The sequence below is a fragment of the Paracoccus denitrificans genome (genome assembly GCF_900100045.1).
In the GTDB taxonomy this organism is placed as follows: domain Bacteria; phylum Pseudomonadota; class Alphaproteobacteria; order Rhodobacterales; family Rhodobacteraceae; genus Paracoccus; species Paracoccus denitrificans.
In genome coordinates this window covers 1-23,023 of sequence record NZ_FNEA01000003.1, presented here as the reverse complement: position 1 = coordinate 23,023, position 23,023 = coordinate 1, and the positions used below count along the sequence as shown (strand labels likewise).

Here is a 23,023-nt window from a genome sequence, read left to right as displayed (position 1 = left end):
AGAGGGCTTGGCCCTCAAGGCGGTGCTGCGGGCCTGGATGACCCTCCTCCCGGCTGTTCAGATTTCTGGCATCGCCCCTGTGCCCGCCTGGATGCATCCCATCGTAAAACAGATCGTCGCCTACGTCTGAAGGTCGCCCCCCATCAGATACGCTCCTTATGTGCGACCGGATTGCGCGTTTTGCCGTCGTTCCTTGGCTCCCACATCAATGTTACCTATACGTATCTTCAGACAACATGAAGATATGGATACAGATCATATTCTTGCTGTTTTAGCGGGATGATGATATGTTTTCAGATCAATATCGATCGCATGAATCGCAAAGGTATCCTTGGTGCCCGAAACAACCTCTCTTCACACGATCGGCGCACAGCTTCGCCGGGCGCGGCTGGCCGCCGGGTTGACCCAGGAACAGGTCGCCGAGTTGGCTGGCATTTCCCGCCCGCGCTACCGCGACATCGAGACGGGCGCTGCCGCCGCGCGCGCCACTACTCTGATGAATGTTGCGCGCGCGCTCGGGCTCGAGATGATGTTGATTCCGCAGTTCCTGGTGCCGGCAGTCAACACCTTGCTCAGCCCCGAGACAGGCGAGGATGCCCCGGCTTTCATCCCCCAGCCGGAGCCTGACGATGAGCGCTGAACGCACCGCCGCCAACGTTCAGGCGCTGGATATCTTCCTGAACCAGCACAAGGTCGGCACCATCGTCCGAACCCCGGGCGATTTCAACGCTTTCAGCTTCGATGCTGCCTATCGTGCGACAGGTGGATACCCCATCCTCAGTCTATCCTTCCGGGCGGCGAATGGCGGGCTGCGCAAGGATCCGCGGCCGATCGCAGGTGCCCTGCCGGCCTTCTTCGCCAACCTGCTTCCCGAGGACAAGCTGCGCGACGCGATGGAGAAGCATCACGCCGGGCGCGTCCGTCCCGGGAATGACTTCGACCTGCTCGCAGCGCTCGGGGCCGATCTGCCCGGCGCGGTGCGCGCCCTTCCGGGCGACGGCCCTGTCCTGGCCCCGGCGAAGCCCACGCAGACGGCGCCGAAAGCTCGTTTCTCTCTGGCCGGCGTCCAGATGAAGCTCTCGGTGATGAAGAATACCGGCAAGGGCGGCGGGCTGACCGTGCCGCTCGGCGACGGCGACGGACAATATATCGCCAAGTTCCCCTCCACGGCGTTTCCGGCGGTGTCGGAGAACGAATTTGCCAACCTCGCACTGGCCGAAGCGATCGGCATGGAGGTGCTCGAGCGCGAGCTTGTCACCCGCGACCAGTTCGACGGCATCCCGGCGGAATTCGAGACCATGACCGAGGGGCGGGTCCTGCTGCTGCGCCGCTTCGATCGCGGGCCGGGCGGCCAGCGCATCCATATCGAGGATTTCGCCCAGGTGTTCGGCATTCCTCCCGCGCGCAAATACGAAGGTGCAGCCTATCACGACATCGCATCAGCGCTCAGCATCGCCATTTCTCCGTTGGCGGCGCTGGAGTTCGTCCGGCGTCTTGCGCTCTCGGTGATCATGGGCAACGGCGACATGCACCTGAAAAACTGGTCGCTGATCTACCCCGGGGACGGCAACGCCCCTGCCCTCGCGCCCGTCTACGACCTGCTCTCGACCATCCCTTATCTTCCTGCGGACGACCTAGCCCTATCGCTCGGCGGCGAGCGCGCCTTCAAAGCACTGACCTCGGCGCGCTGGAAGACTTTCGCTAACCGCGCCAAGCTCCCCGAACCCGCCGTTTTGAAGGCGGTTGCCGAAACCGTTCAGGCGGTCGACGCGCATTGGTGGGATCTGCCCGAACGCGCCGTCGTACCCGGCGCGGTCCTGGAGCGCATCGACGCCCATGTCCGGACGATGACGGCCATTCTGGTCGGGTGACCGGGCGACCGAAGTCGGGAATTTCCAGACAAGCCCCAGTTGGTGATCGTGGATCGGCAAGCCATATCGGCAGTGACAATCGGTCCAACCTAATGGCGGGACGGACACTCCATTCAGACGAAATTCATTCAGCCTGCGCGGGTTGCATGAAGATCGCGGCTACGGCGGCTGAATCGCGACGTATCGCGCGAATGAGAAGGAAACAAAGCACGAAAACTCGTGTGCAAATACTGCACACAAAACCCATCAAACATTTGATTTACAACAACAATCCACCTTATCCATCATCGGCGCGACGGAAAGCCGCGCCGCATCCGCGATGCCATTGTTCTGGACCGTGGCCATGGGTTCCGACTGCCTGATTACGGTGGTACCGCCTCCCCGGCTCGAACGGGGGACCTCTAGATCCACAATCTAGCGCTCTAACCAACTGAGCTAAGGCGGCACAGGCGGGTATCTAGCGCCAGCCACCGGCCTGTGCAAGCCCGTCTTGCCGGATTTTCGCATGCGGGTTAAGGAAAATCCCCAGATCCACCGGCCAGGCGCCAGGAGAACCAGCATGAGCATCAACAGCCAAAGCGACATCGCCGCCAATCTTCAGATCGGCCCCACCGACCACGGCATGGTCCGGATCTATGTCGAGGCCGAGAATATCGAGCTGCCGCTGGATTTCGACCCCGAGGAGGCCGAGGAGATCGCCGAGGAACTGCTGGCCGCCGCCGAGGCCGCGCGCAGCATCGGCGGTCCCGCCAAGCCGGGCAAGGGCGTCAAGAAGCCGCGCCGCTGATCCCCATCGGATCGGTCAGCGCCAAGAGCCGCGCCGTCGAGACCCGGGCGATGTCGCGCAAGAGCCGTGTGCGCCGCGCCCCGGCCAGCCGGGTTTCGGGCGCCATGCGGATCAACTCGCCCCCCCAGGAATCGGCGCGGATCAGGCCCGAGCCCGCGGGCAGCAGTTCCTCGGGAAAATCGGCATCCACCGCCCAGAAGAAGCGGTCGCAGAACTCCAGATAGCCCTGCCATTTCCGATCCGAGACGAAATCGGCCCGGCAGCTCTTGCATTCGACGACCCAGATCTCGCCCTTGGGCGAGACCGAGATGACATCGACCCGCAACCCGCCCGTCGGCACGAATTCCGGCAGCGCCGCATGGCCGAGCCCGGCCAGCAGCCGCGCCACGCCGCGCGCCAGCCGTTGGCCCGGCAGGACGGGCAGCAGGTCACCAGGTTGATCGGCGGCGCTGTTCATGCCCCGACCATGAACGAAACGGAAACATCTTGCAAGCCCGCGCCGCCCTTGCGGCGCAGCGGCCGCCGTCCTATCTAGGGAGCTGGCGGGTTTCTGCTCTTCTCGTGTGCGGCCATTTTTCTCACTGGCCTATAATTTCACCGAGGGGGCTGGCTCTGTCGGGGCCCTGGTCCCGTTATCCGGCTCCCACCTGGACATCCAGGCTTTCGGGGAAACCTGCGCCGCCACGGTCGCTGCGGTTCCCGCCACCGCTTTCCCCCTCACCCACCGATAAAAAAAGGGCGACCCGAAGGCCGCCCTGGAGAGAGGAGGGATATTCTGCTCGATCAGAAGCCGTAGACCAGCGACACGCCCAGCGTGTTGTCGGTGCGGGTCGCCCGATCCGAGACATATTCCGTCTTGTAGGAGATCCGGGTCGCGAAGGCGTCCGTCATCTTGAAGTTCAGACCCAGCTCGTTGGTCGCGGTATCGTTCGCGTCCGAGGTCAGGTAGTCGGTGTCGTTGGTGATGAAGAACTGGTCGTTGATCCGGTGGTAGAAACGCGACGACAGCAGGTAGCCGACTTCGGTTTCCGTGTTGTATTCATAGGACTCGGCGACCGGGTCGATCACGTCCACGGCCTTGGTGTAGCGCACGCCGACGGCAGCCTGCACGCGCCAGGCGGTGGTGTCGGTGTTGATCACGCGGTAACCCGGACCGACGCCGAAATAGGCGTCACGCTTCAGGCGGCCGTCCAGATCGGCGAAGCTTTCGTCGGTGCCCAGGCTGACCGGATCGTTGGCCAGCGCGTCGGTCGTCAGACGACCCAGGGCGAAGCCGTAGAAGCGGTCGTTGATGTCATACATGCCTTCGTAGATGACATAGGTCTTTTCGGTATCCGTGTCGCCGGCGTTGTTCTCGCCGTATTCAAGCAGGATACCGACCGACTGCGAGAAGCGGCCCTGGTTCGACGACAGGCGGCCGGCCAGGCTGAAGTCCTGGTTCTCGCTGTTGCCGGTGCGGCCGACATAGCTCAGCGCGACCGAACCGAACAGGCCTTCGCGGCGCTCGGGATTGCCGAAGCGATAGGCGTCGGACGAGCGGTCGAAATCGTCGCGAACCGATTCTTCGACATCCTTCATCTGTTCGTTGACCGAGGAAATGCCGGTGGCGTTGGCGCCCGTGGCGATTTCGGATTGCGCGAAGGCGGGGGCCGAGAATGCGGCGGCCAGAGCCGTGGCACCGGCGAGGTAAGCAAGCGTCTTCATCTTTGTCAGTCCTTTTCCGAACCGTTTCGTGTCCGTGGCGCCGGCCTTCCGAGGCCACGAGCATCTCTGCTGGCCCAGAGGTAGAACCCGTCCGCCCGCCGATAAAGGGGGCGGCAAAACTGCGCTCGAACTCGCAAAAACGTGAAATTCCCCGGGAACCAACGCATCGGCGGAAATCGGATCATGCGAAATCGTGATGAAACCATTTCACCCGGAGGTTGCACGGGAATTTTCGGCGCGAGGTCAGCTGGAAATAAGGCACCACATCGCTCACGAAAGATGAGCGTTTGGAAACATGCGGATGACGAAAGCCTATTGCACAAAAAAAAGGCAGCCGATCACTGCCTTTTGCAGGATAAAATTGTTGCGAAAGGTCCACAGTGGCGACGCAAAAATGCAGCGCCGGTCACGAACCGGCGCGGCGATCAGCGCCGGCGCGTGGCGGCGGAGGCCAGGGCGGGCGCGGGGCGGCGGCGAATCCGCTGCCGCAACCCGCCACTCGGGCCGTCCCTGCGGGCCATCAGCATGACGCGGATGCCGAACTGCACCCCTGAAAAGAGGATGGTGTGAAAGACGACCAGCATCAGCACTGCGATCCAGCCGCCGCGCGTGGCGGTCACCAGATGCCGCAGCGTCGCCACGTCCAGCGCCAGCAGCAGCGCGGTGAACAGCAGCGCCAGCGCAAAGCCGATGGCGATGCTGACGATATACAGCCGGACGAGTTGCGGCATGAGCGTCCCCGAAAACAGATGAACCAGCCCATCCTAGCGCGGTCGATGGCAACCCCAAAGGAAAATGCCGCCCCGCGCCCCGCGTCAGGATGCCTCGGCCCAGGAAGCTCGGGTTCAGAACGCCTCGGGTCGGGCCTCGCGCGCCATATGGTCCAGCACGGCATTGACGAATTTCGACTCGCGCCCCTCGGCGAAGAAGGTCTGCGCCAGGCGGACATATTCGGTGATGACCACCTTGGGCGGGGTCTTGGGCGTCACCAGTTCGGCGCCCGCCGCGCGAAAGACCGAGCGCAGCACCGGGTCGATGCGGTCGATGGGCCATTTCGCCACCAGCGCGCGGTCGGTCATCTGGTCGATTTTCGACTGCCAGGTGACGGCATCGTCCACGATGCGGGTGAACAGTGCCTGGTCCGCCTCGGCCGAGACGATGTCATCGTCCTCGTCCTCGCGGCCGATGCGCCAGTTCAGGAATTCACGCTGCACGCGGTCGGCCGACTGGCCCGCCGCCTCCATCTGGAACAGCGCCTGCACGGCATAAAGCCGCGCGGCCGCTGCCCGGGCCTGCCGCGCCTGCCGGTCGCCGGAACGGCCCTGCTTGTCGCCCGCCCCGCTCATGCGCTGCCCGGCCCGTCGATCTCGCCCGCCAGCCGGATCACGTCCCGGGGCGGTGTCGCCTTGTCGCGCGGCGCCCGCGTCTCCCAGCCGCGCTTGAGCGCGATCAGGTGCACCGCCGCCGCCGCGGCGCCGCCGCCCTTGTTCTGGCCCTGCGGATCGGCGCGAACCTCGGCCTGCTGGTAATTCTCGACCGTCAGGATGCCGTTGCCGATGCAATGCCCTTGCAGGCCCAGCAGCGTCAGCCCGCGAGAGCTGTCGTTGCAGACGGTGTCGTAATGCGTCGTCTCGCCGCGGATCACGCAGCCAAGCGCGACATAGCCGTCGTAAAGGTCGCGGCCGGCGGCCAGCGCGATGGCGCTGGGGATCTCCAGCGCGCCGGGAACCTCGACCAGATCGACCGCGACGCCTGCGGCTTCGGCCACGCCGCGCGCGCCGGCGATCAGCCCGTCGGCGATCTGCCGGTAATAGGGCGCGACCACGATCAGCAGGCGCGCACCGCCCTCGATCCTGGGCAGCGGCAATTGGTCATGTTCGATGCTGGCGGCCATGTCGTCACTCTTTGGGAATCGGACGGGTGGAATGGATCGAAAGACCGTAGGCGTCAAGCCCGACCGCCTTGACCGGCGCCGAATTGGTCAGCACCACCAGTTCCGACAGGCCGAGCGCCGAGAGGATCTGCGCGCCAAGCCCGTATTGGCGCAGCACATGCGAGGACACTTCGTCCTGGCGCGGCAGGCGCGGTTCCAGGTCGCGAAACAGCACCACGACGCCCCTGCCCTCCTCGGCGATGACGCGCATGGCGGCACCCAGCGTGCCGGCGTTCTCGCGGCCGATGCCCAGCACGTCGTGCAGCGGGTCCAGCACATGCATGCGCACCGCCACCGGGCCGGGCTCGGTCAGGTCGCCCCTGGTCAGCACGATATGCTCGGCGCCCGTAGTCTCGTCGGCAAAGATGCGCATCATCCAGTCGCCGCCAAAGATCGAATGCACGGCGCGCTGGCCGCGCTCGGCGATCAGGTTGTCGTGGCGGCGGCGATAGGCGATCAGGTCGCTGATGGTGCCGATCTTCAGCCCGTGCCTCTGGGCAAAGGCGATCAGATCCGGCAGGCGCGCCATCGAGCCGTCCTCGTTCATGATCTCGCAGATCACGCCCGAGGGGTTCAGCCCCGCCAGCCGCGCCACGTCGACCGCCGCCTCGGTATGGCCGGCGCGCACCAGCACGCCGCCGTCGCGGGCGCGCAGCGGAAACACGTGACCGGGCGTGGCGATGTCGGCCGCGCCCTTGCTGGGGTCGATGGCCACCGCGACCGTATGGGCGCGGTCATGGGCCGAGATGCCGGTGGTCACGCCCTCGCGCGCCTCGATCGACATGGTGAAGGCGGTTTCGTGCCGGCTGGAGTTCTTGGGGCTCATCAGTTGCAGGCCAAGCGCGTCGATGCGCGCGCCCGGCAGCGACAGGCAGATCAGCCCGCGGCCGTGGGTGGCCATGAAGTTGATCGCCTCGGGCGTGGCCATCTGCGCCGGGATGACCAGGTCGCCCTCGTTCTCGCGGTCCTCGTGATCGACCAGGATGAACATGCGGCCGTTGCGGGCCTCGTTGATGATCTCCTCGATGGGAGAGATCGCGTCGGACCAGTCGCGCTCGACCGGCCCCGGCTTTTCATACTGCATCCGCCGCTCCTGCAAAGAACCTCTGGCCGGTGACGAAACCCGCCAGACCGCCCGCCGTCATCATTTCCCGCTCATGCTCGGTCTCGCCGATCATCAGCACCGCATCGCCGGGCAGGCCCTGTGCCCGCAGCCAGCCCTTCATCCTGTCCCGCATCGCCGACCAGCTGTCGCCAAAGGGCGGCAGGCGTCCGGCCGAGACAGCCCCGATCTGCACCGCGATCGCCTCGGGCGCAAGCCCCGGCGCACAGCCCAGATGCGGCGCGGCGGCACTTTCCGCGATGCGCCGGCGTTCGGTCGCGCCGACCGGCTGGCCGTCGCGAAACACCCCCAGCGCGTTCGTCGAATAGAGAAAGGCCACCAGGTCGCGCCCCGTCGTCGCCCGCACCCCGGCATAGGTCTTGTAGTCCAGCCCCAGCTGCCTGGCCCGGCGGACCTGCATGCGCACCACCTCGACCGGCAGCCGCGCGCCCAGCAACTCGCGCCGCGCGACGCTCCAGGCATGGGCGCGAAAGTCGCGACCCGCCTCGGGGACCAGCGCAGGGCCGCGGTTATGGCCGATCCCGGCCATCAGCCCGCTTCGGCCAGCCGCGCGACATAGCGCGCCAGCGTGTCGATTTCCAGGTTCACCTCGTCGCCGGCCTGCACCTCGCCCCAGGTGGTCGCCGCCTGGGTATGCGGGATGACGTTCACGCCGAAGCGGTCGCCCTCGACCTCGTTCACGGTCAGCGAGGTGCCGTTCAGCGCCACCGAGCCCTTGGGCGCGATGAAGCGCGCCAGCGCCTCGGGCGCGCGCAGGGTGATGCGGGTGCTGTCGCCTTCGTCGCGCATCTCCTCGATCACCGCGACGCCATCGACATGGCCCGAGACGATATGCCCGCCCAGCTCGTCGCCGACGCGCAGCGCGCGCTCCAGGTTCAGCCGCCTGCCCGGCGCCCAGCCGTTTGCGCCGATATTGGTCTTGGAGATGGTCTCGGCCGAGATGTCGACGTCGAACCAGTCCGACCCTTTCTCGACCACGGTCAGGCAGATGCCGTCGCAGGCGATCGAGGCGCCCAGGTCGACCCCCGCCATCTCGTAATGGCACGAGATCCGCGCCCGCATGTCGCCGCGCATCTCGACGCGGGAGACCTCGCCGATATCGGTGATGATGCCGGTAAACATGGACCTTCCCTTTCCTTGGCTGCCCGAGAACTAGAGCCTCGGCAACCGATCTTCAAGCAAAGCCGCAACAGTCGCGAACGTCCTTTGGGACAAGAATGCCGGAAAGCCCGTGACAGCGGCAGATCTTTTGTGCAATTAGAGCAACCAGACCTCGGTGGCAGGGCCCGCCTGTAGCGAAAAGCCCAAATCCTACAGGAATCCGACACCAAGGTCCCGATGCACCATTCCCTGACCGGAACCCGCCATCTTCGTGATTCTGGCGCCATGCTGCCGTCGCCGGCGGCGGCCGCACCAGTGCCGGGCGCCACCATGCGCCCGCTTGCGCCGGTGGCCGCCACGACCGCCCTGCCCGCCGCAAAACGGGTGTTCCTGTTGCTGCAAGGTCCGCATGGCCCGTTCTTCGACCGGATCGGACAGCTCTTGCGCGATACCGGGGCGCAGGTCTGGCGCGTCGGCTTCAACGCGGGCGACGAATTCTTCTGGTCCGACAAGGCCCGGTTCATCCGCCATGGCAGCGGCCCCGAGGACTGGCCCGAACATCTCGACCGCATCATCGCCGAAAAGGGCGTGACCGACATCATGCTTTACGGCGACGTGCGCCCCATCCATGCCGCAGCGCGCCGGGCCGCGCAGCGCCACGACCTGGTGCTGCATGTCTTCGAGGAAGGCTATCTGCGCCCGTTCTGGATCACCTATGAGCGCGGCGGCTCGAACGGCCATTCGGCGCTGATGCGCATCCCCGTGGGCGAGATGCGCAACGCGCTGCGCAACCGCATCGCCGAGATGCACCGCCCGCCGGCGCGCTGGGGCGACATGCGCCAGCACAAGTTCTACGGCGCGCTCTATCATTTCCTGGTGCTGGTGGCGAATGGCGGCTATCCCGGCTATCGCACCCATCGCCAGATCGGCGTGTTCGAGGAGTTCCGCCTGAACCTGCGCCGCTTCCTGCTGACGCCCCTCAACGCGCTGGCGCGGATGCGCGAGGCGGGCGCGGTGCGGCGCGGCGGCTTTCCCTATGTGCTGGTGCTGATGCAGCTGGAGCACGATTCCAACTTCCTCGCCCATTCGCCGTATCGCCGCATGTCGGAATTCACCGACGAGGTGCTGGCGGCCTTTGCCGCTTCGGCGCCCTGCCACCACCGCATCGTGTTCAAGGCCCATCCTCTCGAGGACGGGCGCGGCGGCATCCGCCAGGCCATCCTTGAAAAGGCCCGCGAACTGGGGATCGAGCACCGGGTGTATTTCGTGCGCGGCGGCAAGCTGGCGCGGTTGCTGAACCAGGCCCATGCGGCCGTGACGGTGAATTCCACCGCCGCCCAGCAGGCGCTGTGGCGCGGGCTGCCGGTCAAGGCCATGGGCCGCGCCGTCTTCGACAAGCCCGGCCTCGTCTCGGACCAGAGCCTTTGCGAATTCCTGCGCGATCCGCGCCCGCCGCATGCGCTGGCCTATCGCCGCTATCGCGACTTCCTGCTGGAAAGCAGCCAGGTGCCCGGCGGCTTTTATGCCACGCGTTCGCGGGCCCATGCGCTGCGCATCGTGGTGGACATGATCCTGGCGCCCGAGGACCCCTATCAGGCGCTTTTCGCCGGACGTGGCAAATATCGGCAACAGATGGGCGGCAATGACGATTGAACCGGGCAAAAATATGGAAAACAACCGGACGTTGGAGTAACGTGCCCGCAAAACAAGGCCTGCGATCGGGGAATCGCGCGAGAGGACAGGAGTACAATTTGACGCAAGCACTTTTTTCGCCCCTTCGATCCGGCGCGACACCCATTCGTACGCGCAGCCTTGCCGCTCGTCTGACGCGGGCGATGATTCTGGGGGGGATGCTTCTGGTTTCGGCCTGCGGGCTGCCGCGCTCTGGTCCCACCAAGGGCCAGATCCTTTCCAGTTCGGTGACCAAGGGCGGCACCACCCATATCGTCAATGTCGACGACCGGGTGAACCGGGCCGCCAGCTATACCCCCGCCTACGGCTTCTCGGCCGATTTCCGCGCAGCCAGCACGGTGGCCGCCGACGATATCCGCCCCGGCGACGTGCTGGGGCTGTCGATCTGGGAAAACGTCGATGACGGGCTGCTGGCCTCGATGGGGTCGAGCTCGACCCAGCTGACCGAATTGCAGGTCGACAGCCAGGGCTACATCTTCGTGCCCTATGCCGGCCGGGTGCTGGCGGCGGGCAACAGCCCCGAGGAACTGCGCCGCATCATCACCCAGAAGCTGGAAACCCAGACCCCCGACCCGCAGGTCATGGTGACCCGCGTCGCCGGCGACGGCGCCACCGTCTCGGTCATGGGCAAGGTGAACTCGCAAGGCGTCTATCCGATCGAGCGTCCGACCCGCACCCTTTCGGCGATGCTGTCGCGTTCGGGCGGCGTCACCATCGAGCCCGAGATCGCCGTGATCACCGTCAAGCGCGGCAATTCCAGCGGCAAGGTCTGGCTGCGCGACCTGTATTCCAGCGCGCGCAACGACATCGCGCTGCGCCCCGGCGACGTGATCCTGGTCGAAGAGGACGAGCGCAGCTTTACCGCGCTCGGCGCGCTTGGCGGCCAGACCAAGGTGCCGCTGGGCAACGAACAGATCAACGCCATCGAAGCCGTGGCCATGGTCGGCGGCCTCAGCACCTCGCTGGCCGATCCCAAGGGCGTCTTCGTTCTGCGCGAAGAGCCGCAGACCGTGGCCCGCGCCGTGCTGGGCCGCGGCGACATCCATGGCAACCAGCGCGTCGCCTATGTTCTGGACCTGACCAAGCCCGACGGCATGTTCCTGGCGCGCGATTTCATCATCCGCGACGGCGACACGGTCTATGTGACCGAGGCACCCTTCGTGCAATGGCGCAAGACCTTGCAGTCGATCCTGGGCACCGCCGCCGAAGTCGGCTCGGCCAACAGCGCCTTCGAGTAAAGGCATGCATCCCAAGGACAGGGCCGCCGGGGATTCCCGGCGGCTTTTCATATGCAGCGCCGGTTTCCTGACCCGCCCGCGCTTGCGCCGCATCCTGCAACTGGCCGGTTGGTCGCCGCGCATCGGCCTGCCCGGCCCCGGCGATCATGTCGGCATCTGGGGCAACAGCCCTGTCGCCTGGCGCGGCAAGGCCCTTGCCGCCCGGCGCGGTGCCGGGCTGGTGCGGGTCGAGGATGCCTTCCTGCGCTCGATCCTGCCGGGGCGGGCGCGCGGGCCGGTGGCCCGGCGTGGTCCCATCGGGTTGCTGATCGATCCCGTCGGGCTGCATTTCGACCCCGAGGCGCCCTCGCTGATCGAAACCCTTGTCCACGCGACCGAAACCCGCTCGCATCTGGACCGGGCCCGGCAGGGGATTGCGCGGCTGATCGCCGCGGACCTGTCGAAATACAATGCGCATCTGCCGCAGGTCGCGCCGCCCGCACCCGGCTATGTTCTGGTCATCGACCAGACCCGCGGCGACGCCTCGCTGCTGGGGGCCGGCCGCGCTGATTTCCTGGAAATGCTGGCCGCGGCGCGCGACGAAAACCCCGGCCTGCCGCTGGTGCTCCGCAGCCATCCAGAAACGGCGCGCGGCCTGCGCCCCGGTCATTTCACCCAGCAGGACCTGCGCCCGGGCGAGACGTTCTGCGACGGTGCCGTCTCGCCCTGGGCGCTGCTGCGCGGGGCGGCGCGGGTCTATGCGCTGTCCTCGCAACTCGGCTACGAGGCGATGCTGGCCGGCCACCGGCCGCGTGTCTTCGGCCGCCCCTTCTATGCCGGCTGGGGGCTTTCGGACGACCAGCACCCCCTGCCGCGCCGCAGCCCGGCCGGCATCGAGCAGCTTTTCGCCGCCAGCCACCTGCTCGCGCCGGTCTGGTATGATCCGTGCCGCGACCGGCTGACCGATTTCGAGGGCGCGCTGGACCAGATCGAGGCCGAGGCCCGCGCCTGGTGCCAGGATCATGCCGGGCATCTGGCCTATGGCATCCGGCTGTGGAAACGCCCCTTCATGGCGCGGTTCTTCGGCTGCGGCGGCGGGGTGCGTTTCGCTGCGAAACCCGGGCCGGGCGTGACCATGGCCTGGGCCAACCGCGCGGCCGAAACCTCCGGCGCGCTGCGCATCGAGGACGGCTTCCTGCGTTCGCGCGGGCTGGGCGCCGCACTGGTGCCGCCGCTGTCGCTGGTCGCCGACGATCTGGGCATCTATTACGACCCCGGCCGCGAAAGCCGGTTCGAGCGGCTGATGACCCAGCCGCTGCCCCCCGGCGGGCACGCGCGCGCGCTGCGGCTTGGCCGCCATCTCGTCGAATCCGGCATCACCAAATACAACCTTGCCGGCCCGCCGCCCGTGCTGCCTCCGGGTCATCGCATCCTGGTGCCGGGCCAGGTCGAGGACGATGCCTCGATCCGCCTCGGCGCCGGGGATGTGCGCACGAACCTTGCCCTGCTGGAACGCGCCCGCGCGGAAAATCCTCAGGCCGTGCTGATCTACAAGCCGCATCCCGATGTCGAGGCCGGGCTGCGCCCCGGCCTGATCCCCCAAGCCGAACTGAGCCGGCTGGCGGATGTCGTGGCCCGCAACACCGCCGCCGATGCGCTGATGGGTCAGGTGGACGAGGTCTGGACCATGACCTCGACCCTGGGTTTCGAGGCCCTTTTGCGCGGCCTGCCGGTGACCACGCTGGGCGCCCCCTTCTATGCCGGCTGGGGGCTGACGCGCGACCTTGGGCCGGTGCCGGCACGGCGGCAGGCCCGGGCCGATCTGGCAAGACTGATCCATTGCGCCCTGATCGCCTATCCGCGTTATTTCGACCCGGCAAGCGGCCTGCCCTGCCCGCCCGAGATCGCCGTGGAACGGCTGCGCGATCCGGCATTCGCCGCAGGCGGCCCGGGGCTGCGCTGGCTGGCCAAGGCGCAGGGCGCGCTGACCGGCCATGCCTGGCTCTGGCGGCGCTAGTCGCGCAGCCAGCGATGCATGATGTCGGACCCGATCCGGCGCGTCTCGACCAGCCGGAAGCGCGGTGCGTCGGCCAGATGCTCCAGTTCCAGCGCGCCGATCCCGGCCCGGCCGTCGCCGCCAAGAACCACCCCGGCGCCATAGCCGATCAGCTGATCGACCATGCCGGCCCGCAAGAGGCTTGCCGCCAGCACCCCGCCGCCCTCGCACAGCACCCGGGTCAGGCCACGGGTGCCAAGTTCCGCCATGAACGCCTCGGGTTCGCCCGCGACCTGCCAGAGCGGGCCGTGTTCCGGCCCCTCGCCCGGCAGGTCGGGCAAGCGTCGCGACGAGACGACGATCCGCACCGGCTGCCGCACCGGGCCGAAACCGCGCACGTTCAGCCCCGGCCGGTCGGCACGCGCGGTCTCGGCGCCGACCATCACCGCGTCGTGGCCCAGGCGCAGGGCGTGGACATGGCGCCGGGCCTGCGCGCCGGTGATCCACTGGCTTTCGCCCGAGGCGGTGGCGATGCGGCCGTCGAAGCTGGCGGCCAGTTTCAGCGTCAGCATCGGCCGGCCGCGCTGGATGCGGCTTAGAAAGCCGCGCTGGACCTCGCGCGCCTCGGCCTCGCAGACGCCCTCGGCAACCTCGATACCGGCGGCACGCAAGATGGCATGGCCGCGACCGGTCACGCGCGGGTCGGGATCGGTCAGCGCGGTCACTACGCGCGCCATGCCCGAACGCACCAGCGCCTCGGCGCAAGGCGGGGTCTTGCCGTGATGGGCGCAGGGCTCCAGCGTGACATAGGCGGTGGCGCCCCGCGCGGCCTCGCCGGCCTGGGCCAGCGCCATCGCCTCGGCATGGGGACGCCCACCCGGCTGGGTCCAGCCGCGCCCGACCACCACGCCGTCGCGCACCAGCACGCAGCCCACCGCCGGATTGGGCCAGACATTGCCCAACCCGCGCCGCGCCAGCGCCAGCGCGTGCCGCATGTGATGCCGGTCGGTCACTCCTCGACCAGGCCCGGGCGCAGCTCCGAGACGAACTTGTCGAAATCGTCCGCCGCCTGGAAGTTCTTGTAGACGCTGGCGAAACGCACATAGGCCACGGTATCGATCCGGGCCAGCGTCTCCATCACGATCTCGCCGATGACCTTCGAGGGGATGTCGGTGTCGCCCATGCTTTCCAGCCGGCGCACGATGCCCGAGATCATCTGGTCGATGCGCTCGGGCTCGATGGGGCGTTTCTGCATGGCGATGCGGATCGAGCGCTCCAGCTTGGTGCGGTCGAAATCCTCGCGCCGGCCGCTGGACTTGACCACGACCAGATCGCGCAGCTGCACGCGTTCATAGGTGGTGAAACGACCGCCGCAGGCCGGGCAGAAGCGGCGGCGGCGGATGGCCACGTTGTCTTCGGCCGGACGCGAATCCTTGACCTGCGTATCGACATTTCCACAGAAAGGACAGCGCATCCCTTGTTCCCCCAAAGCCCCGGACCCCTGCCAGTATAGGCAAGCCCAAACCGCTTGGGTAGCCCGATGATGCAGCCACAAGATCGGCCATGCCTGTTATCCGGGTGACGCAACGGCATCCTGGTCCGGCGCCGGGATCGGTCGCGAAACCCGCGCTGCCGTCTCGACAGAGTGGCGGGGGCGTGCAACATTCCTGTCGTCGACCGCCGGGAAACGGTCGATCAATGCGGAGGAACTCATGAAGAAAACCAACCAGTTCGACCGGCGCGCCTTTCTGACCCGCGCCACGGTCGGCGGCGCCACGGCGGCTGCCGGGGCCGCTCTGGCCGCGCCCGCCATCGCGCAGGAAATGCCCGAGGTGAAATGGCGCCTGACCTCGGCCTTCCCGAAGTCGCTGGACACCATCTATGGCGGGGCCGAGGTGCTGTCGAAACAGCTGGCCGAGGCCACCGACGGCAAGTTCCAGCTTCAGGTCTTTGCGGGCGGCGAGATCGTCCCCGGCCTGCAGGCCCAGGACGCCGTCACCGACGGCACGGTCGAGGCCTGCCACACCGTCGGCTATTACAGCTGGGGCAAGGACCCGACCTTTGCACTGGGTTCGGCCGTGCCCTTCGCGCTGTCGGCCCGGGCGATGAATGCCTGGCAATACCATGGCGGCGGCATCGACCTTTACAACGAATTCCTCGCCAACCATAACATCTTTGGCCTGCCGGGAGGCAATACCGGCGTGCAGATGGGCGGCTGGTTCCGCAAGGAAATCAACGCCGTGGGCGACCTCCAGGGCCTCAAGATCCGCGTCGGCGGCTTTGCCGGCCGGGTGCTGGAGCGCCTGGGCGCGGTGCCGCAGCAGATCGCCGGCGGCGACATCTATCCGGCCTTGGAAAAGGGCACCATCGACGCTTCGGAATGGGTCGGTCCCTATGACGACCTGAAGCTGGGCTTCTACAAGGTCGCGCCCTATTACTACTATCCCGGCTGGTGGGAAGGCGGACCGACGGTGCATTTCTTCTTTGCCAAGGAGAAATACGAATCGCTGCCCGAGAACTACAAGTCGCTGCTGCGCACCGCCTGCCAGGCGGTCGACGCCAACATGCTGCAGAAATACGACCACCTGAACCCGATCGCCCTGAAGGAACTGGTGGCCTCGGGGGCGCAGCTGCGCCCGTTCAGCGCCGAGATCCTGGATGCCTGCTACAAGGCCGCGAACGAGGTCTATGCCGAGCTGGAAGCCTCGAACGAACCCTTCAAGAAGATCTGGGATTCGATCAAGGTGGCACGGGGCGACTGGTATCTCTACAACCAGACCGCTGAATATACCTATGACACCTTCATGATGATCCAGCAGCGCAACGGCACGCTCTGAGCCGGTGCCGGATTGCATCGGGGCCGCCGCGAGAAATCGCGGCGGCCCTTTTCGTTTCAGGCGGCGACAACGGAAAAAGGCGACCGGAAGGCCGCCTTTCCCTTGTCAGTTCCCTGCCGGTTGCTGCGGGGCCGTCAGGCCCGGCGGCGGACCGGAGAGGCCGCCCAGCCCGCCCAGGTCGGGCGCGGCGGGGGCGGGCGTCGTGGCGCCATCCGCCGGGGCGGGCGTAGCCGGAGCCGGGGTTGCGGGCGTGCCGAAATTCGGCGGACTGTCCAACCCGCCCGGCGCGGGAATGCCGCCCTGCGCATTCGGCGCCGCGGTTCCCGGCGCAGCCGGCTGGCCGAAGGGATCGCCCAGCCCGCCAAGACCGCCCAAGCCACCCAAGCCACCGCCCGAGGGGATCTCGAAGCGGACGTTCGAGGTGTCGATGGGCGCGCCCTTGTAATGCATGACCAGCCCGGGGAAGGCCATGACGACGGCCACCATCACCAGCTGGATGCAGACATAGGGCACCGCGCCCCAATAGATCTGCCCGGTGGTCACCGGCTGCATGGTCTGGCCGGTCACCTTGTCGACATAAGGCGATTTCGGCGCCACCGAGCGCAGGAAGAACAGCGAGAACCCGAAGGGCGGGTGCATGAAGCTGGTCTGCATGTTCACGCCCAGAAGCACGCCGAACCAGATCAGGTCGATGCCCATCGCCTCGGCCGCCGGTGCCAGCAGCGGCACGATGATGAAGGCCAGCTCGAAGAAGTCGAGAAAGAAGGCCAGCAGGAAGACCAGCACCGAGACCGCGATCAGGAAACCGTATTCGCCGCCGGGCAGCGAGGTCAGCAGATGCTCGACCCAGATATGCCCGTTCACGCCGTAGAAGGTCAGCGAGAACACCCGCGCCCCGATCAGGATGAACATGACAAAGGCCGACAGCCGCGTCGTGGCCAGCAGCGCCTGCCGGATCACGTCATAGCTGAGCCGGTTCTTGACCCCGGCCAGCAGCAGCGCGCCGACAGCGCCCATGGCGCCGCCCTCGGTCGGGGTGGCGATGCCCAGGAAGATCGTGCCCAGCACCAGGAAGATCAGCGCCAGCGGCGGGATCAGCACGATGACGACCTGTTGTGCCAGCCGCGACATCACGTTGATCTTCAGCGCCCGGTCCAGCAGCGCGGCGACATAGATCACGATCACCGCCAGCGCCGGGGCCAGGATGTCGGCATCCCGCCCATGCGTCGGATAGAGCCAGCGGAACGCCAGCCAAGCCATGCCGACGGTCAGCGCCAACGCCACGAAAAGCGAGGTCACGCCCGAGCCCAGCGTCCGCGCCTCTTTCGGCAAGGCCGGCAGGCTGTTCGGCCGGATGATCGACATGACGAAGATGTAGACCATGTACATCCCGGTCAGCACCAGGCCGGGGATCAGCGCGCCCTTGTACATGTCGCCCACCGAACGGCCGAGCTGGTCGGCCAGCACGATCAGCACCAGCGAGGGCGGGATGATCTGCGCCAGCGTCCCCGAGGCCGCGATGGTCCCCGAGGCGATGCGCCGGTCATAGCCATAGCGCAGCATGATCGGCAGCGAGATCAGGCCCATGGCGATGACCGAGGCCGCGACCACGCCGGTCGTCGCCGCCAGCAGCGCGCCGACGATGATAACCGCATAGGCCAGGCCGCCGCGGATCGGGCCGAAAAGCTGGCCCACCGTGTCCAGCAGATCCTCGGCCATGCCGGATTTCTCCAGCACGATGCCCATGAAGGTGAAGAATGGAATGGCCAGCAATGTCTCGTTCGACATCACCCCCCATAACCGTTCGGGCATGGCGTTCAGCAATGGCCAGCTGAGGTTGATGTTGCCGCCCGAAAGCGGCGCAAGCTCGACGCCGATGACGAAGAACAACAGCCCGTTCGCGGCCAGCGCGAAGGCGACCGGATAGCCGAAGAGCAGAAACAGCACCAGCGAGGCGAACATGATCGGCGCCATGTTCTGCGCGATGAAGACCATCATTTGCGGGTCTCTCCGTCCTGGGTGTCTTCCTCGATCGCGGCGGCCATTTCGCGGACCATGATGTCGCCCTCCATCGCCGCGGCCTCATGCGCCGAGACGAAGGGGTTGGGGTCTTCGATGATGCCGCGCATGACGGCGATCTTCTTGATGATCTCGGAAATACCCTGGAAGAACAGCATGATGAAGCCGGCCAGCAGAAGCATCTTGGCGGGCCACAGCACCAGTCCCCCGGCATTGGTCGAGACCTCGCCCCGGTAATAGGAGCGCATCGCCCAGGGGTAGAGATACCAGATCATCAGCGTGACGAAGGGCATCAGGAAGAAGACATGCCCGATCAGGTCGATCCAGTGCTGGCGGCGGCGACTCCAGATGCCATAGATGATGTCGATGCGGATATGCTCGTTCTCCTTCACCGTATAGGCCGCCGCGCCGAGGAAGGCGGCACCGAAAAGATACCATTGCAGTTCCAGCCAGGCGTTGGACGAGGTGTTCAGCACCTTGCGGATGACCGCATTCCCGGCGCTGACCAGCACGGCGACCAGGATCAGCCAGCTCACGCTTCGGCCGATGGCCGAATTGACGCGGTCAATGCCGCGAGAAAGCCCCAACAGGGCACCCATATGACAAACCTCCCTAAATCCATGACCGCCTCATGCGACGGCGCGCGGCAGATGGTCCCAGACCTCTTCATGTAGCCGTTGGGTATGAGTGAACCGCAAAAACCCGTCAAGAAAAACGCGACGCGACGTAACGGCGGCTAGACGAGCGCCGTCAGCACGACCAGCCCGGCCGTCTCGCCCGCCTGCTGCATGGCGCCCAGCACGTCGCCGGTCTGGCCGCCAAGCGCCCGCATGGCCCGGCGGGCAAGCCACAGCTGCGCCGTCGCCACCGCCGCGACCGGCACCGCCCAGCCGGCGACCGGAAGCGGCAGGCAAAGCGCCGGCAGCAGCAGCGCCGCACCCCCCAGTGCCAGCGCGGCCAGGACCACGCCGCGCGTCGGCCGCCCCGCCGCATGGCCAAGGCCGTCGGGCCGCGCCGGCGGCATCAGCCCCAACCCCGCCGCCATGCCGGCCCGCGACGCCGCCGCCAGCCCGGTCACGGCCGCCGCCGCCAGCCACGGATCGCCGGCAAGCGCCGCGATGGCCGCCACGCGCAACCCGACCGTCAGCACCAGCGCCAGCACGCCATAGCTGCCGATGCGGGAATCGCGCATGATTTCCAGCCGCCGCTCTCGCGTCCCGCCGCCGCTGCCGTCGGCGCAATCGGCCAGACCGTCCTCGTGCAGCCCGCCGGTGGCAAGGATCATGGCGCCCACCGCCAGCAGCGCCGCGACCAGCGCCGGCAACCCGGCAAGGGCGGCCAGCCCCAGCACGGCGGCGCCGATCAGCCCGACGGCCAGCCCGACCAGCGGAAAGGCCCATGCCGCCTGCGCCAGCGCCGGCGTCGGGACGGGCAACAGCCGCCCCACGGGCAGCCGGGTCAGCCAGACCAGCGCCAGCGCCGTCTCGGCCAGCGGCCTAGCCAATCCCGGCCTCGGCGAAGGTGGCCATGCCGTCGTGGCATTCCAGCGCCGCGCGCAGGATCATCAGCGCCACCGCCGCGCCCGTGCCCTCGCCCAGCCGCATGTCCAGCGTCACCACCGGCTCCTTGCGCATCACCGCGATCAGGCGGCGGTGGCCCGGCTCGGCGCTTTCATGGCCGATCAGGCAATGGTCCAGCGCGTTGCGGTCGTTGACCAGCAGGACACCCGCCGCCGCCGAACAGATGAAGCCGTCCAGGATCACCGGGATTCCCAACTCGCGCGCGCGGATCACCGCGCCGCAGATCGCCGCCTGCTCGCGCCCGCCATAGGAGCCCAGGATCGAGGCCGCCGTCGCCGCGCCCTTGTGGCGCTTGAGCCCGGCCTCGACGGCGCCGATCTTGCGGGCCAGCACCTCGTCGTCGGCGCCGGTGCCCGGCCCGACCCAATCCTCGGCCGTGCCGCCGAAGGTCGCCGCCGCCAGCGCCGCCGCGACGGTGGAATTGCCGATCCCCATCTCGCCCAGCAGGATGACGTCGGCCTGCGCGTCGACGGCGTTCTTACCGGTCTGGATGGCGGCGACCAGGTCGTCGATCTCCATCGCCATCCCCTGGGTGAAATCGCCGGTCGGCCGGTCGAGGTCCAGCGCGATGACCTGCAACTCGGCGCCCGCCAGCCGGCAAAGCTGGTTGATCGCCGCGCCGCCCTTGCGGAAATTCTCGACCATCTGGGCCGTGACCTCGACCGGGAACGGGTTCACGCCTTGCGCGGTGACGCCGTGATTGCCGGCAAAGACCAGCGCCTGCGCGCGCTCGATCTTTGGCCGCTCGCGGCCCTGCCAGCCGGCCATGAACACGGCCAGTTCCTCGAGCCGGCCCAGCGATCCCGGGGGCTTGGTCAACTGGTCCTGACGGTCGCGGGCGGCGGCGGCGGCGGTTTGGTCGAACTCTTTCACGGTGTCCCTCTTTGCGGTTTCAGGCATAGCGGCAGGCCGCTGACGGCCATCCAGACCTCGTCAGCGACCCGGGCCACCGCCTGGTTCATCCAGCCATGCTCGTCGCGGAAGCGGCGGGCAAGCGCATTTTCGGGCACGATGCCCAGACCCAGCTCGTTCGTCACCAGCACCACGGGGCTGTCCTGCGTGCCCAGCACCTCGCAAAGCCGGCGGACCCGCGGGCCGGGATCGTCGCCGTCGGCCATCAGGTTCGACAGCCACAGCGTCAGGCAATCGACCAGCCGCGCGCCCTGCCCGTCCGTGCGCGCCAGAGCGCCCGCCAGATCGCGCGGCTCCTCGACCGTGCGCCAGCCGCTGCCCCGCCGGTCGCGGTGCAGGCCGATGCGCTGCGTCATTTCGTCGTCCCGGGCCTCGGCCGTGGCGATGTAGATCCGCGCGCCCTCGTGCCGGGCCGCGATGGTTTCGGCCAGCGCGGACTTGCCCGAACGGGCGCCGCCGGTGACCAGGGTGATGCACGGATCGCTGCTCATGTCGATCTTGTTTCACATGGGCGGGCGCTGCGAAAGCCGGAAATCGCACTTGCTGTCTTACAGGTTTTGTGCTCAATTTCGATCATCCGCGCGGCACGGACGACAAGAACCGCGCTATGCATCATCAGAGAGGTGCCCCATGACCCGACTGTTCCTGACGACCGCATTGGTTGCAGGCCTGGCCCTGCCCGCACTGGCGGTCCAGCCCGCCGAGGGCGAGAAGCTGGCCGAGAACCAGTCCTATACCTTCTGGCTGCTGGACGCGATCAAGACCGCCGACCCGCAGAAGAACACCGATGTCGAGGGCTCGGACATCATCCGCCAGCTGTTCGAGGGCCTGCTGAACGAGGACGACAAGGGCGCGCCGGTCCCCGGCGTCGCGAGCGGGTTCGACCTGTCCGAGGACAAGCTGACCTATACCTTCCACCTGCGCCCCGAGGCGAAATGGTCGAATGGCGATCCGGTCGTAGCGGGCGATTTCGTCTATGCCTGGCGGCGGCTCGCCAATCCCGAGACCGCCTCGGAATATGCCTGGTTCATGGAGCTGATGAACGTCGAGAACGCCAGCGCCGTGGTCAAGGGCGAGAAGCAGCCCGAGGAACTGGCCGTCAAGGCGCTGGACGACCACACGCTGGAGGTCAGGCTTTCCACGCCGACGCCCTATTTCCCCAAGATGGTCACGCATGGCTCGACCTTCCCGGTCAACCAGAAGGTCGTCGAGGCCGAGGGCGACAACTGGACCCAGCCCGGCAAGCTGGTCGGCAACGGCGCCTATGTGCTGAAAAGCCACGACCTGGGCGTGCAGATCAGCATGGAGAAGAACCCGGAATACTGGGACGCCGCCAATGTCGTGATGGAGCGGATCAAGGGCCTGACGGTGAACGACAACAACGTCGCGCTGACCCGCTATCAGGCGGGCGAGCTGGACCGGGTGCAGATCCCCGCCGGGCAATATCCGCGGCTCAAGGAGCAGTTTCCCGACCAGGCGATCTCGATTCCCTATTCCTGCACCTATGCCTATCTGCTGAACGTCAGCGAGAAAGGCCCCGAGGCGCTGAAGGACGTGCGGGTGCGCAAGGCGCTCAGCTATGCCATGCAGCGCGACGTGGTGGTGAACCAGATCCTGCAGGGCGGCCAGAAGCCCGCCTATAACTGGTCGCATTGGGCCATCGAGGGCTTCCAGATGCCCGAGATCGACTATGCGGGCTGGTCCCAGGCCGAACGGCTGGAAAAGGCCAAGGCGCTTCTGGCCGAGGCCGGCTACGGCCCCGGCAAGCCGCTGAAGCTGACCCTGCAATACAATACCGACGAGAACCACAAGAAGATCGCCGTCGCCGCGCAGCAGTTCTACAAGCAGATCGGCGTCGAGCTGACCCTGAACAACGTGGAATGGAAGGTGCATACCGACCGCATGCAGTCGCAGGATTTCGAGATGGCCCGCTATGCCTGGTGCGCCGACTATAACGAGGCCTCGACCTTCCTCGACTATTTCCGCAGCACGGGCATGAACTCCGGCAAGTATTCCAACCCGGAATTCGACAGGCTGATGGATCAGTCCAAGACCTCGGAAGACCCGAACGCGCAATATACCGCGGCCGAGAAGATCCTGGCCGAGGACATGCCGCTGGTCCCGGTCTATCAATATTCCAAGGTCGACATGATCCGCGACGACATCAAGGGCCTGCCGACCGAGAACGTGATGAACGACTGGTATGCCAAGGACATCTACCGCATCCAGAAATAAGCCTCGGGGGCGGCCC

23 protein-coding genes and 1 tRNA gene are annotated in these 23,023 nt (G+C 66.9%); 8 read left to right on the top strand and 16 right to left on the bottom strand.

Going from position 1 to position 23,023, the window contains the following annotated elements:
- Positions 1–334: 334 nt before the first annotated feature.
- Positions 335–640, top strand: coding sequence for a helix-turn-helix domain-containing protein (locus BLT64_RS02615; protein ID WP_232290444.1), 306 nt, complete (start codon positions 335–337; stop codon positions 638–640).
- Complete coding sequence (locus BLT64_RS02610; RefSeq protein WP_074810300.1) at positions 630–1,871, top strand: type II toxin-antitoxin system HipA family toxin; 1,242 nt, start codon at positions 630–632, stop codon at positions 1,869–1,871. Before BLT64_RS02615 ends, BLT64_RS02610 begins: the two co-directional genes overlap by 11 nt.
- Positions 1,872–2,239: 368 nt before the next feature.
- Here BLT64_RS02610 and BLT64_RS02605 read toward each other — a convergent pair.
- Positions 2,240–2,316, bottom strand: a tRNA-His gene (locus BLT64_RS02605).
- 114 nt (positions 2,317–2,430) lie between these two features.
- Here BLT64_RS02605 and BLT64_RS02600 point away from each other — a divergent pair.
- Positions 2,431–2,658 (top strand): DUF6324 family protein, encoded by a 228-nt coding sequence (locus BLT64_RS02600; protein WP_011747867.1) that lies wholly within the window; start codon positions 2,431–2,433, stop codon positions 2,656–2,658.
- On the opposite strand, the gene BLT64_RS02595 is transcribed toward BLT64_RS02600, so the two are convergent.
- The 8 genes from BLT64_RS02595 to BLT64_RS02560 all read right to left on the bottom strand — a co-directional run bounded on the left by BLT64_RS02595 (position 2,639) and on the right by BLT64_RS02560 (position 8,540).
- Entirely contained in the window at positions 2,639–3,115 is a 477-nt protein-coding gene (locus tag BLT64_RS02595) for an MmcB family DNA repair protein (protein ID WP_011747868.1), read from the bottom strand. The two genes, BLT64_RS02600 and BLT64_RS02595, sit on opposite strands and share 20 nt — an antisense overlap.
- A 326-nt stretch (positions 3,116–3,441) precedes the next feature.
- Positions 3,442–4,362, bottom strand: coding sequence for a DUF481 domain-containing protein (locus BLT64_RS02590; protein WP_011747869.1), 921 nt, complete (start codon positions 4,360–4,362; stop codon positions 3,442–3,444).
- 425 nt (positions 4,363–4,787) lie between these two features.
- Positions 4,788–5,093: a hypothetical protein gene (locus BLT64_RS02585; protein ID WP_011747870.1), complete on the bottom strand. Its 306-nt coding sequence runs from the start codon at positions 5,091–5,093 to the stop codon at positions 4,788–4,790.
- A 114-nt stretch (positions 5,094–5,207) separates the two neighbouring features.
- Positions 5,208–5,708, bottom strand: a complete 501-nt coding sequence (gene nusB, locus BLT64_RS02580; RefSeq protein WP_011747871.1) for a transcription antitermination factor NusB — start codon at positions 5,706–5,708, stop codon at positions 5,208–5,210.
- Complete coding sequence (locus BLT64_RS02575) at positions 5,705–6,256, bottom strand: 6,7-dimethyl-8-ribityllumazine synthase (protein WP_011747872.1); 552 nt, start codon at positions 6,254–6,256, stop codon at positions 5,705–5,707. The genes nusB and BLT64_RS02575 overlap by 4 nt, the downstream gene beginning before the upstream one ends.
- 4 nt (positions 6,257–6,260) lie before the next feature.
- Complete coding sequence (gene ribB, locus BLT64_RS02570; protein WP_011747873.1) at positions 6,261–7,379, bottom strand: 3,4-dihydroxy-2-butanone-4-phosphate synthase; 1,119 nt, start codon at positions 7,377–7,379, stop codon at positions 6,261–6,263.
- Complete coding sequence (locus tag BLT64_RS02565) at positions 7,369–7,947, bottom strand: hypothetical protein (protein WP_011747874.1); 579 nt, start codon at positions 7,945–7,947, stop codon at positions 7,369–7,371. Before BLT64_RS02565 ends, ribB begins: the two co-directional genes overlap by 11 nt.
- Positions 7,947–8,540, bottom strand: coding sequence for a riboflavin synthase (locus tag BLT64_RS02560; RefSeq protein ID WP_011747875.1), 594 nt, complete (start codon positions 8,538–8,540; stop codon positions 7,947–7,949). Before BLT64_RS02560 ends, BLT64_RS02565 begins: the two co-directional genes overlap by 1 nt.
- 309 nt (positions 8,541–8,849) lie before the next feature.
- On the opposite strand from BLT64_RS02560, the gene BLT64_RS02555 reads away from it, so the two are divergent.
- From BLT64_RS02555 to BLT64_RS02545, 3 genes are all read left to right on the top strand, one after another.
- A complete protein-coding gene (locus tag BLT64_RS02555) occupies positions 8,850–10,172 on the top strand; it encodes a capsule polysaccharide biogenesis protein (RefSeq protein ID WP_011747876.1) in 1,323 nt (440 codons plus the stop codon).
- A gap of 197 nt (positions 10,173–10,369) precedes the next feature.
- Complete coding sequence (locus BLT64_RS02550; RefSeq protein ID WP_041529861.1) at positions 10,370–11,449, top strand: polysaccharide biosynthesis/export family protein; 1,080 nt, start codon at positions 10,370–10,372, stop codon at positions 11,447–11,449.
- Between the two features lie 4 nt (positions 11,450–11,453).
- The gene (locus BLT64_RS02545; protein WP_011747878.1) at positions 11,454–13,445 is read left to right on the top strand and encodes a capsule polysaccharide biogenesis protein; all 1,992 of its coding nucleotides are present in this window, start codon (positions 11,454–11,456) and stop codon (positions 13,443–13,445) included.
- On the opposite strand, the gene ribD is transcribed toward BLT64_RS02545, so the two are convergent.
- Positions 13,442–14,419 carry a bifunctional diaminohydroxyphosphoribosylaminopyrimidine deaminase/5-amino-6-(5-phosphoribosylamino)uracil reductase RibD gene (ribD, locus tag BLT64_RS02540; RefSeq protein ID WP_011747879.1) on the bottom strand — a complete coding sequence of 326 codons (978 nt, stop codon included), beginning with the start codon at positions 14,417–14,419 and terminating at the stop codon, positions 13,442–13,444. The two genes, BLT64_RS02545 and ribD, sit on opposite strands and share 4 nt — an antisense overlap.
- Positions 14,420–14,433: 14 nt before the next feature.
- Positions 14,434–14,898 carry a transcriptional regulator NrdR gene (gene nrdR, locus BLT64_RS02535; RefSeq protein WP_011747880.1) on the bottom strand — a complete coding sequence of 155 codons (465 nt, stop codon included), beginning with the start codon at positions 14,896–14,898 and terminating at the stop codon, positions 14,434–14,436.
- 238 nt (positions 14,899–15,136) lie between these two features.
- On the opposite strand from nrdR, the gene BLT64_RS02530 reads away from it, so the two are divergent.
- Complete coding sequence (locus BLT64_RS02530) at positions 15,137–16,261, top strand: TRAP transporter substrate-binding protein (RefSeq protein ID WP_011747881.1); 1,125 nt, start codon at positions 15,137–15,139, stop codon at positions 16,259–16,261.
- Between the two features lie 105 nt (positions 16,262–16,366).
- Here the strand turns inward: BLT64_RS02530 and BLT64_RS02525 are convergent, their stop codons facing one another.
- The 5 genes from BLT64_RS02525 to cobU form a co-directional block, all read right to left on the bottom strand.
- Entirely contained in the window at positions 16,367–18,259 is a 1,893-nt protein-coding gene (locus BLT64_RS02525; protein ID WP_074810297.1) for a TRAP transporter large permease, read from the bottom strand.
- Positions 18,256–18,879, bottom strand: a complete 624-nt coding sequence (locus BLT64_RS02520; RefSeq protein WP_011747883.1) for a TRAP transporter small permease subunit — start codon at positions 18,877–18,879, stop codon at positions 18,256–18,258. Before BLT64_RS02520 ends, BLT64_RS02525 begins: the two co-directional genes overlap by 4 nt.
- Before the next feature lie 137 nt (positions 18,880–19,016).
- Entirely contained in the window at positions 19,017–19,784 is a 768-nt protein-coding gene (gene cobS / locus BLT64_RS02515) for an adenosylcobinamide-GDP ribazoletransferase (protein WP_011747884.1), read from the bottom strand.
- Positions 19,777–20,760, bottom strand: a complete 984-nt coding sequence (gene cobT / locus BLT64_RS02510; protein WP_041529862.1) for a nicotinate-nucleotide--dimethylbenzimidazole phosphoribosyltransferase — start codon at positions 20,758–20,760, stop codon at positions 19,777–19,779. The genes cobS and cobT overlap by 8 nt, the downstream gene beginning before the upstream one ends.
- Entirely contained in the window at positions 20,730–21,263 is a 534-nt protein-coding gene (gene cobU, locus BLT64_RS02505; RefSeq protein WP_011747886.1) for a bifunctional adenosylcobinamide kinase/adenosylcobinamide-phosphate guanylyltransferase, read from the bottom strand. Before cobU ends, cobT begins: the two co-directional genes overlap by 31 nt.
- A gap of 139 nt (positions 21,264–21,402) precedes the next feature.
- Between cobU and BLT64_RS02500 the strand changes: the two genes are divergently transcribed.
- Positions 21,403–23,007: a peptide ABC transporter substrate-binding protein gene (locus BLT64_RS02500; protein WP_011747651.1), complete on the top strand. Its 1,605-nt coding sequence runs from the start codon at positions 21,403–21,405 to the stop codon at positions 23,005–23,007.
- Positions 23,008–23,023 lie beyond the last annotated feature (16 nt).

Coding starts and splice junctions, on each gene's coding strand:
- BLT64_RS02500 (WP_011747651.1), top strand. CDS start 21,403: ATGACCCGACTGTTCCTGACGACCGCATTGGTTGCAGGCCTGGCCCTG.
- BLT64_RS02525 (WP_074810297.1), bottom strand. CDS start 18,259: ATGATGGTCTTCATCGCGCAGAACATGGCGCCGATCATGTTCGCCTCG.
- BLT64_RS02545 (WP_011747878.1), top strand. CDS start 11,454: ATGCATCCCAAGGACAGGGCCGCCGGGGATTCCCGGCGGCTTTTCATA.
- BLT64_RS02595 (WP_011747868.1), bottom strand. CDS start 3,115: ATGAACAGCGCCGCCGATCAACCTGGTGACCTGCTGCCCGTCCTGCCG.
- BLT64_RS02555 (WP_011747876.1), top strand. CDS start 8,850: ATGCGCCCGCTTGCGCCGGTGGCCGCCACGACCGCCCTGCCCGCCGCA.
- BLT64_RS02565 (WP_011747874.1), bottom strand. CDS start 7,947: ATGGCCGGGATCGGCCATAACCGCGGCCCTGCGCTGGTCCCCGAGGCG.
- ribB (WP_011747873.1), bottom strand. CDS start 7,379: ATGCAGTATGAAAAGCCGGGGCCGGTCGAGCGCGACTGGTCCGACGCG.
- BLT64_RS02585 (WP_011747870.1), bottom strand. CDS start 5,093: ATGCCGCAACTCGTCCGGCTGTATATCGTCAGCATCGCCATCGGCTTT.
- BLT64_RS02560 (WP_011747875.1), bottom strand. CDS start 8,540: ATGTTTACCGGCATCATCACCGATATCGGCGAGGTCTCCCGCGTCGAG.
- BLT64_RS02530 (WP_011747881.1), top strand. CDS start 15,137: ATGAAGAAAACCAACCAGTTCGACCGGCGCGCCTTTCTGACCCGCGCC.
- BLT64_RS02610 (WP_074810300.1), top strand. CDS start 630: ATGAGCGCTGAACGCACCGCCGCCAACGTTCAGGCGCTGGATATCTTC.
- cobT (WP_041529862.1), bottom strand. CDS start 20,760: ATGCCTGAAACCGCAAAGAGGGACACCGTGAAAGAGTTCGACCAAACC.
- BLT64_RS02550 (WP_041529861.1), top strand. CDS start 10,370: ATGCTTCTGGTTTCGGCCTGCGGGCTGCCGCGCTCTGGTCCCACCAAG.
- BLT64_RS02600 (WP_011747867.1), top strand. CDS start 2,431: ATGAGCATCAACAGCCAAAGCGACATCGCCGCCAATCTTCAGATCGGC.
- nrdR (WP_011747880.1), bottom strand. CDS start 14,898: ATGCGCTGTCCTTTCTGTGGAAATGTCGATACGCAGGTCAAGGATTCG.
- ribD (WP_011747879.1), bottom strand. CDS start 14,419: ATGCGGCACGCGCTGGCGCTGGCGCGGCGCGGGTTGGGCAATGTCTGG.
- BLT64_RS02575 (WP_011747872.1), bottom strand. CDS start 6,256: ATGGCCGCCAGCATCGAACATGACCAATTGCCGCTGCCCAGGATCGAG.
- cobU (WP_011747886.1), bottom strand. CDS start 21,263: ATGAGCAGCGATCCGTGCATCACCCTGGTCACCGGCGGCGCCCGTTCG.
- nusB (WP_011747871.1), bottom strand. CDS start 5,708: ATGAGCGGGGCGGGCGACAAGCAGGGCCGTTCCGGCGACCGGCAGGCG.
- BLT64_RS02590 (WP_011747869.1), bottom strand. CDS start 4,362: ATGAAGACGCTTGCTTACCTCGCCGGTGCCACGGCTCTGGCCGCCGCA.
- BLT64_RS02520 (WP_011747883.1), bottom strand. CDS start 18,879: ATGGGTGCCCTGTTGGGGCTTTCTCGCGGCATTGACCGCGTCAATTCG.